Source organism: Thiocapsa roseopersicina, from assembly GCF_900106925.1.
GTDB lineage: Bacteria > Pseudomonadota > Gammaproteobacteria > Chromatiales > Chromatiaceae > Thiocapsa > Thiocapsa roseopersicina.
The window spans coordinates 174,962-189,927 of the sequence record NZ_FNNZ01000004.1 but is presented as its reverse complement, the minus strand read 5'-3'; the positions used below and the strand labels follow the sequence as shown (position 1 = coordinate 189,927).

Sequence of the window (14,966 nt, the reverse complement as noted above, 5' to 3'; positions counted from 1 at the left end):
TCTGTTGTCTGGCGGGTGTTTTCGAATCATTTTTAACATTTTAAACCGCGCCAGCTCCGACAGTCGTTGGAGCTGGCGCGGCCAAGACACTCCCGCAAACGGCGCATACCGCACCGGGCGCGGTTTAATCGTCCTGGTCGATGTCGCGCGGGTTGCGGAATCGCTCCGTCCCGTCGCGTTGGATCTCGACCCGGAATTGAGCGATCAGCGCAGCCATGGCGGCGAGCGCGGCGAGCACGGGCGCGAGGAAGGTCAAGAGCGCGGCGACGCCGACCCCAGCCGTCAGCGGGATCTCCACCAACGCCTCCCCGCTCGGGCGGCGGATGATCAGCCGACGCACATTGCCCTCTTGGATCAGCTCCTTGACCTTCTCGACCAAGGTGCTGCCCATCACGGTGATCTCCTCGGTCGTGCCGCGTCCGCTTCGGTTGCCGGTCTTGTGGTTACGCATGGTCGGGATCCGCGGTCTTGGTTGGCCGGGCATCCTAGCGGTTTCGAGCCGATTCGTCACTCGTTTCGGGCGGTTGGGACGGCCCGAGCGAGCTGATGAAGGCCGCAAGGCTGCGTTCGTAGTCGGGTTGGCTGGCAAGAAAGCCGTTGTTGTGGTCGCCTCGCAGATCGACGAAGCGCTTCGGCTCACGTGCGGCCTCGAAGAGCTTCCGGCCCAGCGCGTAGGGCACGATCTCGTCGTCCGGGCTGTGCAGGACCAAGACCGGACTGCGCACGCGCGACAGCCGCTCGGCGGCATCGAAGTCGAAACGCAGGTAGAGAACGCGGTGGAGTCCCGGATAGAGATGCCGCGCCATGTCGCGTGCCGAGCTGAAGCCGGACTCCAGGATGACCCCGGCCGAGGGGCCGCGCGAGGCCAGATCGGCGGCGACGCTTGCACCGAGCGAGCGTCCGAAGATGAGTATCGACGCGGGGTCGCCCCCGCGCACCCCGACTAGATGATCCCGGGCGGCGAGTGCATCGCGGTAGATCCCTGCTTCGCTCGGGCGCCCGGAGCTGCGCCCGTAGCCGCGATAGTCGATGATCAGGACCGACAGCCCAAGCCGATGGAAGATAGCGATCGAGTCGCCCCGATGACTGATGTTGCCGGTGTTGCCGTGGAAGAAAATCAGGGTATGGGTCGCGTCCGGGTGCGGGATGAACCAGCCGTGGAGCCGGGTGCCGTCGCTTGCGGTCAGCTCGACGTCCTCGAACTGGAGACCCCAATCGGCCGGCGTCGCATCCAGCACACGCGTCGGGTAGAAGACCATGCCGGGTTGCAGCAGCCACATTGCGGCGTTGAGCAGCAGGATCGCCGATGCGATCCAGCCGAGACCGGAGAGCAGACCGGAGGCGAGGTCGGCAACCGACGTCGGGAGTCCGAGCATGCTCAGGGCGCCTAGGTGGTCGATCGGCTTTCAGAGCGCGTTAGGGCGGGTTCGCCCACAAAGGCCCTTCCTCCATCGCCGCGATCTGCTCGCGCAACTGCAGGATGTGATCTTCCCAAAAGCGCGGAGCCGCGAACCAAGGGAAGGCGGCGGGGAAGGCCGGATCCTCCCAGCGTCGGGCGAGCCACGCGGCATAGTGGATGATGCGCAGTGTGCGCAGCGCCTCGATCAGATGAAGCTCGCGGTAGTCCAGCTCGAAGAAGTCCTCGTAGCCGGCCAAGACGTCGGCGAGCTGCCCGCTCATCTCCTCGCGATCACCCGAGAGCAGCATCCAGAGATCCTGGATGGCCGGGCCCATGCGTGCGTCGTCGAAGTCGACGAAGTGCGGTCCGGCGTCCGTCCAGAGCATGTTGCCGCGATGACAGTCGCCGTGCAGCCGGATCAAGGCCGGCGAGCCGGCGCGCGCGTAGCAGGCGCGCACGCCGACGAGCGCCTGCTCGACGACGCTCGTGTAGGCGGGCAGCAGATCCTTCGGGATCCAATCGTGCTCCAGCAGAAAGGCGCGCGGCTCCTCGCCGAACGAGGCGATGTCGAGCGTCGGGCGGTGCGCGAAGGGCTCGAGTGCGCCGATCGCATGGATGCGCCCGAGCAGACGCCCGAGCCACTCGAGGACGCTCGGGTCGTCAAGCTCGGGCGTGCGACCGCCGCGCCGAGGCGTGAGCGAGAAGCGGTGGCCGGCATAGGCGTGCAGGGTGCGGCCCTCGATGACCGACGGCGGCACCGCCGGGATCTCATGCTCGGCCAGCGTCCGGGTGAAGCTGTGCTCCTCCAGGATGGCCTCGTCGCTCCAGCGTCCGGGTCGGTAGAACTTGGCGATGAGCGGCTGCGCATCCTCGATCCCGATCTGATAGACGCGATTCTCGTAACTGTTGAGTGCGAGCATGCGACCGTCGGTCGGCAGCCCGAGGCTCTCGATCGCGGTGAGCACGAGATCCGGGCTGAGATCGGCGTAGGGGGTGGGATTGGGCGTTATCATGAGCCGATTCTAACGGATCCCGATCCGCGGGGTCGGAAAACGGATCTGGGTTGAAGGGAACCGCGGGAGCACGAAAGTCATGTATCGACATCCGAAACAGCTCGGCGTTTGGCCAGTCGCTTTGCTCGTCCTCCTGAGCGCAGCGTCCGCCCGGGCCGAGCCGCTCCGCTTCTTCGCGGCCGGCGATCTGCCCTATTTCTCCGCCGAGACCGAGCAGCTTCGCGAACTCTTCGACACGGCCGAGGCCGAAGGGACGCCCTTGCTGATCCATGTCGGCGACATCAAGTCCGGCAGCAGTCCCTGCACGGACGCCAACCTCGAGGCGATCGCGGATCTCTTTCGGGCGCGGGCCGTGCCTGTCGTCTTCACGCCCGGCGACAATGAATGGACCGATTGTAATCGTGAGCGTGCCGGCGCCAAGGACCCGCGGGAGCGGCTCGCGCGGGTGCGCGAGATCTTCTACGGGGATCCGGGCGTCTTGCGGCTCGATCGTCTCGGTGCCTTTCGCGGCGAGGGCGCCGACGCGACCGACTATCCGGAGAACTACACCTTCATCCGCGACGGGGTCCTTTTCGTCTCGGTCCATGTCGTCGGCAGCAACAACGGCTATGCGCCGGACGACCCGGCCGCGGTCGCCGAATTCGAGGCGCGCGACGTCGCGAACGTGCATTTTCTTCGCCAAGCGACCGCGCTGGCCGCGGAGCGCGACGCGTCCGCGATGGTCATCGTCTTTCACTCGAATCCGCAATTCGAGAAGGCCCGTCCGGCGCGTGGTTTCGTTCGGCTGCGGCGCGCACTCGTCGAGCTGATGGGCGCCTATCCGGGGCCAGTGCTTGCGATCCACGGCGACACGCATCGCTTCAAGCACGATCGCCCCCTGATCGACCCGGCGACGGGCGCGCCCTTCAGGCGCTTCGTGCGCACCGAGGTACCTGGCTCGCCCGTGGTCGGCGGGGTCTGGATCAGTGTCGATGCGCAGGCCGAGGAGCCGTTCGGGGTCAGCGAGATGTATCCGATTTCGCGGGATCGGTTGATACAGGAGTGAAGCTCGTGGACATGCTGCGCCGCCGCAATTGAGTTTGACTGCCCCGGCGTTTATCCTTCGCGATTCGTTTTTGTTTCGAGGCCGGAGCCATGGGTGCCAAGACCCTCTACGCTAAACTTTGGGACGAGCATGTCGTCCATCTCGACGAGAACGGCACGGCCCTGCTCTACATCGACCGCCAGCTCGTGCATGAGGTGACCTCGCCGCAGGCGTTCGAGGGGCTGCGTCTGGCCGGTCGGCGTCCGTGGCGGGTCGCGGCGAATCTGGCCGTGCCGGATCACAATGTCCCGACGCGCGATCTCGCGGCCGGCATTACCGATCCGGTCTCCAAGATCCAGGTCGAGACGCTCGACAGCAACTGTGCCGAGTTCGGGATCACCGAGTTTCGGATGTCCGATCCGCGCCAGGGTGTCGTGCACGTGATTGGCCCGGAGCAGGGTTTTACCTTGCCGGGCACGACCGTCGTCTGCGGCGACTCCCACACCTCGACCCACGGCGCCTTCGGTGCGCTCGCCTTCGGGATCGGTACCTCCGAGGTCGAGCATGTGCTCGCGACCCAGTGCCTGATCCAACGCAAGTCCAAGACGCTCCTGATCAGCATCGACGGACAGGTCGGGCCGGGCGTCACCGCGAAGGACATCGTGCTCGCCATCATCGGCGAGATCGGCACGGCCGGCGGAACGGGCTCGGTGATCGAGTTTGCCGGCGATGCCATCCGCGCACTCTCGATGGAAGGGCGCATGACCGTCTGCAACATGGCCATCGAGGCCGGGGCGCGGGCGGGGTTGATCGGTGTCGACGAGAAGACGATCGACTATCTGCGCGGCCGTCCCTATGCCCCGGCCGGCGACCTCTTCGAGCAGGGAGCCGCCCATTGGCGCACCTTGGTCAGCGACCCGGACGCCCATTTCGATCGCGTGGTCCGGATGGATGCGGCGAAGATCCAGCCGCAGGTGACCTGGGGCACATCGCCCGAGATGGTGGTTCCGATCGATGGTCAGGTTCCGGATCCGCGCGACGAGCAGGATCCGGTGCGGGCCGAGGGGATCCGCCGTGCGCTCGACTACATGGGTCTCGAGGCCGGCACCGCGATCCGCGACATCCGCCCGGACAAGATCTTCATTGGCTCCTGCACCAATTCGCGGATCGAAGACCTGCGCGCCGCGGCCGAGGTCGTCAAAGGCCGCAAGGTCGCCGACAGCATCCAACTGGCGCTGGTCGTGCCCGGCTCCGGTCTGGTCAAGGCGCAGGCCGAGGCCGAGGGCCTGGACCGTATCTTCACCGAGGCCGGTTTCGAGTGGCGCGAGCCGGGCTGCTCCATGTGTCTGGCGATGAACGCCGATCGGCTCGAGCCGGGTGAGCGCTGTGCCTCCACATCCAACCGCAATTTCGAGGGCCGACAGGGTCAAGGGGGTCGCACCCATTTGGTCAGCCCCGCGATGGCCGCCGCCGCGGCGGTGACAGGTCACTTCGTCGACGTGAGGGAGCTCTGATGGAACCCTTCCAAAACTTCACCGGCATCGTCGCGCCGCTCGATCGCTCGAACGTCGATACCGACGCCATCATCCCGAAGCAGTTTCTGAAGAGCATCGCGCGCACCGGCTTCGGGCCGTATCTTTTCGACGAGCTGCGCTATCTGGATCACGGCGAGCCGGGTATGGACTGCACGCACCGGCCGGTGAATCCGACCTTCGTGCTGAATGACCCGAGATACGCGAACGCGCAGATCCTGTTGGCCCGCGAGAACTTCGGCTGCGGCTCCTCGCGCGAGCACGCGCCCTGGGCGATCGCCGATTTCGGGCTGCGCGTCATCATTGCCCCGAGCTTTGCCGACATCTTTCACAACAACTGCTTTAAGAACGGTCTTCTGCCGATCGTTCTGGCGCCGACGATCGTCGACGACCTCTTTGCCCGCGCGGGCGGTCCGCAGGCGCTGCGGGTCGAGGTCGATCTGCCCGGGCAGGTGCTCGTGCTGGACGACGGCACCCGCATTGCGTTCGAGGTCGACGCAGGCAACAAAGAGCGTCTGCTCAAGGGCCTGGACGACATCGGCGTGACCTTGGAGCAAGGCGCTGCCATCCGTGCCTACGAGGAGCGGCGGCGGCGCGAGGCGCCCTGGCTCTTTGTCGCGCCGCCGCCCGGATTGGGCGTTTGATTCGCTGCCATCTTGGGATGGAGATGTGAGACCTTGGTGCTTGGAGGATGGGTTTCGCTGCGCTCTACCCATCCTACGTCTTTCGGTTGTTTTTGAATCGTTGTTAAGCCGAGCCGGCTCCGACGGTCGTCGGAGCCGGCTCGGTCAAGCCACTCCGACAAACGACGCATACTGAACCGGGCGCGGTTTGAGAGCGGAATAACACGAGACTGGATTGAGCGAGAAACCATTGAGCAAAAGAATATTGGTGTTGGCGGGTGACGGGATCGGCACGGAGATCGTGGCCGAGGCCGTCAAGGTTCTGAACGTCCTGCAAGCGGAAGGGGCCATCGATGTCACTCTGCAGGACGGCCTGGTCGGCGGCGCGGCCTACGACGCCGCGGGCGATCCGCTGCCCGAGGAGACGCTGGAGGCTGCGCGCGCATCCGATGCCGTCCTGCTCGGCGCGGTCGGTGGACCCAAGTGGGAGCCGCTGCATATCTCCAAGCGTCCCGAGAAGGGCCTGCTCGGGTTGCGCGCGGGTCTCGGTCTCTTCGCAAACCTGCGCCCGGCGATCCTCTATCCGCAGTTGGCCGATGCCTCCACGCTCAAGCCCGAGGTGGTCTCCGGTCTCGACATCATGATCGTGCGCGAACTCACCGGCGACATCTACTTCGGCCAGCCGCGCGGGGTCGAGACCCTGCCGTCGGGCGAACGGCGCGGCTTCAACACCATGGTCTACACCGAGTCCGAGGTGGAGCGCATCTGCCGGGTCGCCTTCGACATCGCCATGAAGCGCGGCAAGAAGGTCTGCTCTGTGGACAAGGCGAACGTGCTCGAATGCACCGAGATGTGGCGCGAGGTCGCGACCAAGACGGCCGCCGACTATCCGGAGATCCAGCTCTCGCACATGTACGTCGACAACGCCGCCATGCAGCTGGTGCGTGCGCCCAAGCAATTCGACGTCATGGTCACCGGCAACATCTTCGGCGACATCCTTTCGGACTGCGCGGCCATGCTGACCGGCTCCATCGGCATGTTGCCCTCGGCCTCCCTGAACGAAAAAGGGCAGGGCATGTACGAGCCGATCCACGGCTCCGCGCCGGACATCGCTGGCAAGGGCGTTGCCAATCCGCTCGCCACCATCCTCTCGGTCGCCATGATGCTGCGCTATTCGCTCGACGCGGTACCCGCCGCCGAGCGCATCGAGGCCGCCGTGTCCAAGGTGCTTGATCAGGGCCTGCGCACCGCGGACATCATGTCGAGCGGCATGCGCCAGGTCGGCACCGCCGAGATGGGCGACGCGGTGGTGGCGGAGCTTTAGGGGCCGCCAGCTTCCAGCCGCCAGCCATTAGCCATTAGCTTCGGTTTGGCAGGAGGCAGGAGGCAGGAAGCCCAACGAAAGACACAACGATCCACGATTGCGGAGTAGCTCAATGATGCGTGTCGGATTCATCGGCTGGCGTGGCATGGTCGGCTCGGTCTTGATGGACCGCATGCGGGCGGAGGGCGATTTCGACCTGATCCCGGAGGCGGTCTTCTTCACCACCTCGCAGGTCGGTCAGCCGGGTCCGGACGTCGGACAGGGCGCACGTCCGCTGCAGGATGCCGAGTCCATCGATGCACTGCGCGAGATGGACCTCATCCTGACCTGCCAGGGCGGGGACTACACCAAGGCGATCTATCCCAAGCTGCGCGCCACCGGCTGGGACGGCTATTGGATCGATGCGGCCTCGGCGCTGCGCATGGACCCGAACGCGACCATCATCCTGGATCCGGTCAATCAGCCGGTGATCGATGCTGCACTGGAGCAGGGTAAGCGCGACTTCATCGGCGGCAACTGCACCGTGAGTCTGATGCTGATGGCGATCGGCGGGCTGTTTCGCGAGGGTCTGGTCGAATGGATCAGCGCCATGACCTATCAGGCGGCCTCCGGCGCGGGTGCCAAGAACATGCGCGAGCTGCTGTCCCAGATGGGCGCGCTGCATGGCGCGGTCTCGCCGCTCCTGGACGATCCCGCATCCGCCATTCTGGAGATCGATCGGCGCGTCACCGAGACCATGCGGGGCACCGCATTCCCGACCGAGAACTTCGGGGCGCCTCTGGCCGGCAGTCTGATCCCCTGGATCGACACCGCCTTGCCGAACGGTCAGAGCCGCGAGGAATGGAAGGGCATGGCCGAGACCAACAAGATCCTCGGGCGCGAGGGCGATCCGGTGCCGATCGACGGTCTCTGCGTGCGCATCGGTGCCATGCGCTGCCATAGTCAGGGCCTGACCGTCAAGCTGACACGTGATTGCTCGATCGCGCAGATCGAGGAGATCATCGCCGCCTCCAACGACTGGGTGCGGCTCGTCCCCAACGATCGGCAAGAGACGGTGCAGGGCCTGTCTCCGGCTGCGGTCACCGGCACCCTGACCGTCCCGGTCGGGCGGCTGCGCAAGATGAATCTCGGCGAACGTTATCTGACGGCCTTCACGGTCGGCGACCAGTTGCTCTGGGGTGCAGCCGAGCCGCTGCGACGTATGCTGCGCATCCTGATCGCGCGCTGATCCGGTCGCATTCGACCTCCGGGGCACAAGCCGTTCTTGGTGTGCACGGACGCGTTCGGATATAGTCCGGTTGCTTCAGGGGGAATTCGGGCCGGACGAGCCATCGGCCGCCGGCCCTCCCAATCCCGGCGGTCCGATGCCGCCAGCGCACGAGGGAGGCGGATGTCTCGTCAGGTCATTCCGGCGTCGATCATTGTCTTGGCCCTGATGGGCACCGACGCTTTTGCCCTCGGTCTCGGAGGATTACGTACCGAGTCTGCCCTCAACCAACCCTTCGTCGGCGAGATCGCTCTCTTCGACGTCAAATCCGACGAGCTCGACACCATCAGAGCGTCGCTCGCCACCGCGGATGCCTTCGCGAAATCCGGCATCGAGCGCTATCACTTTCTGACGCAGCTCGCCTTTAAACCTGAGATGTCCGGGCGCGGGGATGCGGTGATCCGCATCACGAGTCGCGAGCCGATCCGCGAGCCCTTCATGGACTTTCTCGTCGAGGTCGTCTGGCCGGCCGGTCAACTGGTCAAGGAATTTACGGTTCTCCTGGATCCTCCCTCGATGTCCGAGCGTCCCGCACCGGCGGTTCGCCCGCCCGCCATTGCGGATCGTCGACCGGCGACGCCCCCTGCGCCACCTCGATCGGCTGCGCGCGCCGACCCCGCACCGCCGCGCAGCGATGCTGTCGATCGGCCCCCGTCGCAGCCAGTCTCTCGGATCCCGGGCGGGGCGGATGGGTTCCCCGCCTATTTTGGTCCCGTGCGTTCCGGGACGGGTCTGTTGCGACTGGCGCGCGGGGCTCAAACCGCAGGCGCGACGGCGGCCCAGACCGCTCTGGCGCTTTATCGCAACAATCAGGACGCCTTCATCAACGGCGACATCGATCGTCTGATCGCCGGCAAGACACTCGTCATCCCCACGCGTGCCGAATTGTTTGCGCTCGACGAGACCGCCGCGGCGGCGGAGCTTCAGGCGGCGCTGCAGGGTGGCACGGTGCGTCGTACGCCCATCACCGAGGTTGCTCGGATCGAGGACGCCGCAGCGGCTGAGAGCGCCCGTCTGCGCATCGCGGGCGCAGCTGCCGGTGCGGTGTCCGGAACCGTCCCCGGCACCGTCGAGGCGGCGCCGGCGCAAGCCGCCGTTGATACCGGACCGGACTCCGGGAGCGCGCTGTCACCAGGGGCTGATCTGGAGCAGGAGCTACTGCTGGTGATCGAGGCGAGCGAATCGGCCCGTCAGGAGACCGAGGAGCTTCGCGAACGGGTCCGCGACCTGGAGACGCAGCTCACCGACATCCAGAACCTGCTGCAACTGAGAAACGCCGAGGTGGCGCGCCTTCAGGGAGCGTCGGGCGAATCCGTCGCGATCGAGGTCGATTCGGAATCTTCCGCGGAGGTGCCCGATCCGGTGGTTGTGGAGACGGAGATCGCCGCCCCCGAGGGGTCGGAGTCCATTGCCGAGGAGATCGAGACGGCTCCGGGCGAGGAGGCTCCGGGCGTCGACCCGAGCGTCGCCGAGGTCGAAGCCGAAATATCCCCGGCGGCCCCGGCGTCGGTGGAGGACGAGGAGATCGCGACTCCGGCGGAGACCGACACCGCGTCCACCTCAACCTGGCATGACTATCTGCTCCCGTTGGCCGGTTTCGCCGGGGTGACCGCCCTCGGCGTCCTCGCATTCTCGTTGCTGTCGGCACGTCGTCGTCGCCGCGAGCAGGAGGATAACGAAGACGAATGGAGTATCGACTCCGCCGTCCTCGACTTCCCCGATCATGAGCTGCAGCCTGAGCCGGCTACGCACGAGCCCGATGCTTCCGAGCGTCTCTCGGCCGATGCAGCGGCCCGGTCGCGGGCCGATGCCAGCCTCGCGCCGCCGCGCGAGCCGGAGCCGCCCACACCCGAGCCGGCGGCCCAAGAGCCGCAGATCGACTCCGGGTTGCTGACGCCGTCCTCCCAGCTGGCCTCTTTCGGGCACTTCGAGACGGAGACCGACGAGGCCGATGCACTCTCCGAGGCCGATATCTACATCGCCTACGGTCGTTACAAGGAGGCCGAGGAGCTGCTCAAGCGCGAGCTCAAGCGCTCGCCGGAACGCCTCGACGTGCGATTCAAGCTGGCGGAGGTCTATGCCGGATCCGAGAACCCGGATGCGTTGCGCAAGCTCATGCAGCATCTCAAGGCCGCCGGCGCGGACACCGCCGAGCCGGCGCGCTGGCAGCGGCTGAGCGCGATTGCCGCGGTGGTCGAGCAAGGCGGCACCTGGGACCCGGGGGCCACCATGGCGATAACCGAGGCGACCGGCGTCCCCGCAACCGAAACGGGCGACCAACGACATCCTTCGGACGGCGCTGCCGATGCGTTGTTCGGCGAGGCTCGCGAGGACGACAACGACTTCTTCAGGCTCGATCTCGACGAGATCGAGTCCAAACCTCGTCCCGGGCCGACTCCCGGCCCAACTTCCCGATCGGCGACACCCGCGCCGGCGGCAGAAGTGCCGTCCCTCCCGACGGAGGACGAGGATCTTCCGCTTTTGTTCAACGATTCCGCCTTGGATAGCCCGCCGGATCTGCCCGAGCTTTCCGGTCTGTTGGACCTACCCGAATCCGCGGATCCCGACGAGCGTGATCGGCAGGCCGACCTTCTCGCCGAAGACGACTTGATCCTGACGCTGGACGATCTTCGCGACTCGCGCGATTTGGATCTCGACGCCTTCCTCGACGCAGGATCGCCGCCGGCTAACTCATTTCCGGCTGCGTCGTCGCCGGCTGCCTCGGCGCAGTCCGAGCCGGAGGCGTCGCTCTCGCGGTTGGAGCTTCCCGGGGACGAGGCAGGCCTCTCGCAAGCGAAACCGGATAAGCCTCGAAGCGCGCCACGACAGGACGTGCTCGAGTCCCCCGGCGATGCGCTCTCCGATCAATGGGCGATGGACTCCGGGATCTGGGACGAAAACGCCACCAAGCTCGACCTCGCTCGCGCCTACATGGATATGGACGATGTCGCCTCCGCGCGCGAGATCCTCCAGGAAGTGATCGCGGACGGTCGCGAGGAGCAGCGCAGCGAGGCGCAAGACATGTTGAGGACACTCGCCTGAATGCCGAGGTGACCCCGGTGCCGATTCAGGCGCCGAGAACCGTGCGGGCATCCGGGCCGAGTCCGGATTCCACGCCCGAGCCCGAGGGATCGGCGCCGGCTACCGCGGCGAGCCCGCAACGGATCGCCATGGGTATCGAATACGACGGCTCGGCGTTTCGCGGCTGGCAGATCCAGGTCGGCGTGCGCAGCGTCCAGGCGACGCTCGAAGAGGCGATCGGTCGCGTCGCAGATCACCCGATCCGCGTCCAGTGCGCCGGACGCACCGATGCCGGTGTTCATGCCGACGAGCAGGTGGTGCATTTCGACACCGCGGCCCGTCGCACCGAGCGCGCCTGGGTGCTCGGGACCAACGTCAATCTTCCGCCCGATGTCGCCGTGCGCTGGGCCTGTCCGGTCGATCCACGGTTTCATGCCCGTTTCGAGGCGCAGGCCCGTCACTATCGCTACCTGATCATGGTGCGTGCGACGCGCTCGCCCCTGCAGCGCGACCGCGCCGTCTGGAGCCACCGGCCCTTGGATATCGAGCGCATGCGCGAGGCCGGACAGGCACTCGTCGGCGTGCACGACTTCTCCAGCTTTCGCGCGGTCGCCTGTCAGGCGAAGAGTCCGATCCGCCATCTGCACTATCTCGAGCTGAGCGAGACGGATGGCCTCATTCAGCTGCGGGTTGGTGCCAACGGGTTTTTGCACCATATGGTTCGCAACATCGCCGGCGTGCTGATGACGATCGGCCGCGGCGAGGCGTCGGTCGAGTGGACGCGCGAGCTTCTGGAGCTGCGCGACCGCCGCCTCGGGGGTGTGACCGCCCCACCTCAAGGGCTCTATTTCGTACGCGCCGACTACCCGGAAGGTTTTCGACTGCCGTCCGGTCGGGCGCTGGCACCATCGACGGATCAGCACAATGTCACACGCTCTTGCTTGTAATCACCTGAACCGCGTCGACTCGAACCTCGCATGTCGCCCCGACGTGCGATGCTCCGACCCCCGTTGGTCAGTCGCTCAAGGACGCGGTTCAGCCGGCATTCGCCAATCATGAGAACCCGCGTTAAGATTTGCGGCCTGACGCGTCGGGCCGACGTGGATGCGGCCGTGGCCGCGGGGGTCGACGCGATCGGCTTCGTCTTCCATCCGCCGAGTCCACGGGCAGTGTCGGCGCAGGATGCCCGAGACCTTTGCGCCGGGTTGCCGCCCTTCGTGACGGCCGTCGGGCTCTTCGTCGATGCCTCTCCCGAGCAGATCCGCGCGACCCTCGACCAGGTTCCGCTCGAGCTGCTGCAATTCCACGGTGATGAGGCCCCGGAGCTCTGCGCCTCCTTCGGTCGGCGATGGATCAAAGCGGTGCGGATGCGCCCCGACATCGATCTCGCGGCCCAGCTAAAGCGCTACGAGCAGGCCGCCGGACTTCTGCTCGACACCTTCGACCCGGCTCGCCCCGGGGGGACTGGACAGCGTTTCGATTGGGATCGCATTCCAGCGGCCATCGCGCCGTCGATCGTCCTCGCCGGCGGTCTCGACGCGGACAATGTCGCGGAGGCGATCCGCCGGGTCCGCCCGTTCGGCGTCGACGTGAGCGGCGGTGTGGAGGCGTCGAAGGGGATCAAGGACCATGACAAGATTCGTGATTTCATGCAGAGGGTGAACGATGTCGACATCTCCCGATAATTTCGACTGGGCCTTTGCCGGTGCCGCGCATGCGCGGCGCTCGCATCCCGGTGCCTATGACTTGCCGGACGCCGGCGGTCATTTCGGACCCTACGGCGGGATGTTCGTCCCCGAGACCCTCATGCATCCGCTCGAAGAGCTGCGCACGGCTTACGAGCGCTACATGGCCGATCCGCAGTTCCTGGCCGAGCTCGATGCCGACCTCCAGGACTATGTCGGCCGGCCCTCGCCCCTCTATCACGCGGAGCGTTGGAGCCACGAGCTCGGCGGCGCGCAGATCTTCCTCAAGCGCGAGGATCTGAATCACACCGGCGCGCACAAGGTGAACAACACCATCGGTCAGGCCCTGCTCGCGCGGCGGATGGGCAAGACCCGCATCATCGCCGAGACCGGTGCCGGTCAGCATGGTGTGGCGAGCGCGACCGTCGCCGCCCGCTTGGGTCTGGAGTGCGTCGTCTACATGGGCGAGGTCGACATCGCCCGCCAAGAGGCGAACGTCTATCGCATGCGCCTGCTCGGGGCGCGCGTGGTCTCGGTGACCTCCGGCTCGCGTACGCTCAAGGATGCGCTGAACGAGGCGATGCGCGACTGGGTGACCAACATCGACGACACCTTCTATATCATCGGCACGGTCGCCGGCCCGCATCCCTATCCGGCAATGGTCCGGGATTTCCAGGCGGTCATCGGCCGCGAGGCCCGCGCGCAGATGCTCGCGCGCAGCGGGCGCCTGCCCGATGCCCTGGTCGCCTGCGTGGGCGGTGGCTCCAACGCCATCGGGCTCTTCTATCCCTTCATCGGGGACGAAGGCGTGGCCATCTACGGCGTGGAAGCCGCGGGCGACGGTCTGCAGACCGGTCGCCATGCCGCGCCGCTCTGTGCGGGCCGGCCGGGCGTACTGCACGGCAACCGCACCTATCTGATGGAAGACAACCACGGTCAGATCGTCGAGACCCACTCCATCTCGGCCGGGCTCGACTATCCGGGTGTCGGCCCGGAGCACGCCTGGCTCAAGGACAGTGGACGCGCCCGCTACGACTCGGTCACCGACGAAGAGGCCCTGCGCGCCTTCCATCATCTGACCCGAACCGAGGGGATCATCCCCGCGCTCGAGTCCAGTCACGCCTTGGCCTACGTGCACAAGCTTGCCCCGACGATGCGCAAGGATCAGACGATCATCGTCAATCTCTCCGGTCGCGGGGACAAGGACATGCACACGGTCGCCAGTCACGACGGGTTGGTCTTATGAGTCGAATCGCCGCACGTTTCGAGCAGCTTCGCGACCGCGGTCGCACCGCGCTCATCCCCTTCGTCACCGCCGGCGATCCATCGCCTGCCGTGACCGTTCCGCTGATGCACGCGATGGTCGCCGCGGGCGTGGATCTCATCGAGCTGGGCGTGCCCTTCTCCGATCCGATCGCCGACGGCCCGGTCATTCAGCGGGCGACCGAGCGGGCTCTGGCCCAAGGCGTCTCGCTTGACGACGTGCTCGACATGGTCCGGCAGTTCCGCGAGCGCGACACCGAGACGCCCGTGATCCTCATGGGTTATCTCAATCCGATCGAGGTGATGGGTTACGAGACCTTCGCGGTCGCGGCGCACGCGGCAGGGCTGGACGGCGTCCTGATTGTCGACGTACCGCCCGAGGAGGGGCACGCGCTGGTCGCGATGCTCAAGGCGCAGGGGCTGGATCTGGTCTATCTCCTGGCGCCGACCTCGACAGAGGCGCGCATCGAGCGGATCGGCGAGGTCGCCTCCGGGTTTGTCTACTATGTCTCGGTCAAGGGCGTGACCGGGGCCGGCAACCTGGACACCGCCGCGGTCGCCGAGAAGGTCGGTCTGATCAAGTCGCTAATCCGACTCCCGGTCGGGGTCGGGTTCGGCATCAACAACCCCGAAACCGCGGCCTCGGTCGCCCGGGTCGCCGACGCGGTCATCGTCGGCAGCGCCATCGTGAGTCGGATCGAGGCGCTTGCCGCGACCCCGGAGCGGATCCCCGAGGTTGTCTCCGAGTTTCTCACCGGTCTACGCCAGGCCATCGACGAGGTGGATGCTCATGTCGCCTAAGCCCCCCAGCCGGG

The 14,966-nt window shown here is 66.5% G+C and carries 13 protein-coding genes; 10 read left to right on the top strand and 3 right to left on the bottom strand.

All coding sequences use genetic code 11. The features are described 5' to 3' along the window. Positions 1 to 124: 124 nt before the first annotated feature. The 3 genes from BLV04_RS06785 to BLV04_RS06775 are packed head-to-tail and all read right to left on the bottom strand — an operon-like array spanning position 125 to position 2,412. On the bottom strand, positions 125 to 451 hold the full coding sequence (locus BLV04_RS06785) for a DUF4342 domain-containing protein (protein WP_093029355.1): 327 nt from the start codon (positions 449 to 451) through the stop codon (positions 125 to 127). A 34-nt stretch (positions 452 to 485) separates the two neighbouring features. Continuing rightward, positions 486 to 1,376: an alpha/beta hydrolase gene (locus BLV04_RS06780; RefSeq protein WP_217633663.1), complete on the bottom strand. Its 891-nt coding sequence runs from the start codon at positions 1,374 to 1,376 to the stop codon at positions 486 to 488. A 40-nt stretch (positions 1,377 to 1,416) separates the two neighbouring features. Then, entirely contained in the window at positions 1,417 to 2,412 is a 996-nt protein-coding gene (locus tag BLV04_RS06775; protein ID WP_093029353.1) for a serine/threonine protein kinase, read from the bottom strand. 79 nt (positions 2,413 to 2,491) lie between these two features. Here BLV04_RS06775 and BLV04_RS06770 point away from each other — a divergent pair, with 79 nt between their 5' ends. The 10 genes from BLV04_RS06770 (at position 2,492) to trpA (ending at position 14,952) form a co-directional block, all read left to right on the top strand. Continuing rightward, on the top strand, positions 2,492 to 3,457 hold the full coding sequence (locus tag BLV04_RS06770; RefSeq protein WP_093029351.1) for a metallophosphoesterase: 966 nt from the start codon (positions 2,492 to 2,494) through the stop codon (positions 3,455 to 3,457). A gap of 89 nt (positions 3,458 to 3,546) precedes the next feature. Next, positions 3,547 to 4,950 carry a 3-isopropylmalate dehydratase large subunit gene (gene leuC, locus BLV04_RS06765; protein ID WP_093029350.1) on the top strand — a complete coding sequence of 468 codons (1,404 nt, stop codon included), beginning with the start codon at positions 3,547 to 3,549 and terminating at the stop codon, positions 4,948 to 4,950. Further along, positions 4,950 to 5,612: a 3-isopropylmalate dehydratase small subunit gene (gene leuD / locus BLV04_RS06760; protein ID WP_093029348.1), complete on the top strand. Its 663-nt coding sequence runs from the start codon at positions 4,950 to 4,952 to the stop codon at positions 5,610 to 5,612. The genes leuC and leuD overlap by 1 nt, the downstream gene beginning before the upstream one ends. Before the next feature lie 229 nt (positions 5,613 to 5,841). After that, positions 5,842 to 6,915, top strand: coding sequence for a 3-isopropylmalate dehydrogenase (leuB, locus tag BLV04_RS06755; protein ID WP_093029346.1), 1,074 nt, complete (start codon positions 5,842 to 5,844; stop codon positions 6,913 to 6,915). A gap of 112 nt (positions 6,916 to 7,027) precedes the next feature. After that, the gene (gene asd / locus BLV04_RS06750; RefSeq protein ID WP_093029344.1) at positions 7,028 to 8,143 is read left to right on the top strand and encodes an aspartate-semialdehyde dehydrogenase; all 1,116 of its coding nucleotides are present in this window, start codon (positions 7,028 to 7,030) and stop codon (positions 8,141 to 8,143) included. A gap of 162 nt (positions 8,144 to 8,305) precedes the next feature. Further along, a complete protein-coding gene (locus tag BLV04_RS25535) occupies positions 8,306 to 11,224 on the top strand; it encodes a FimV/HubP family polar landmark protein (protein WP_093029342.1) in 2,919 nt (972 codons plus the stop codon). A 128-nt stretch (positions 11,225 to 11,352) separates the two neighbouring features. Next, positions 11,353 to 12,150, top strand: coding sequence for a tRNA pseudouridine(38-40) synthase TruA (gene truA / locus BLV04_RS06740; RefSeq protein ID WP_093029340.1), 798 nt, complete (start codon positions 11,353 to 11,355; stop codon positions 12,148 to 12,150). 108 nt (positions 12,151 to 12,258) lie between these two features. After that, positions 12,259 to 12,888, top strand: a complete 630-nt coding sequence (locus BLV04_RS06735) for a phosphoribosylanthranilate isomerase (protein ID WP_245731765.1) — start codon at positions 12,259 to 12,261, stop codon at positions 12,886 to 12,888. Continuing rightward, positions 12,869 to 14,134: a tryptophan synthase subunit beta gene (trpB, locus tag BLV04_RS06730; RefSeq protein WP_281241812.1), complete on the top strand. Its 1,266-nt coding sequence runs from the start codon at positions 12,869 to 12,871 to the stop codon at positions 14,132 to 14,134. Before BLV04_RS06735 ends, trpB begins: the two co-directional genes overlap by 20 nt. Continuing rightward, positions 14,131 to 14,952, top strand: coding sequence for a tryptophan synthase subunit alpha (gene trpA / locus BLV04_RS06725; RefSeq protein WP_093029338.1), 822 nt, complete (start codon positions 14,131 to 14,133; stop codon positions 14,950 to 14,952). Before trpB ends, trpA begins: the two co-directional genes overlap by 4 nt. The last annotated feature ends 14 nt before the right edge of the window (positions 14,953 to 14,966 follow it).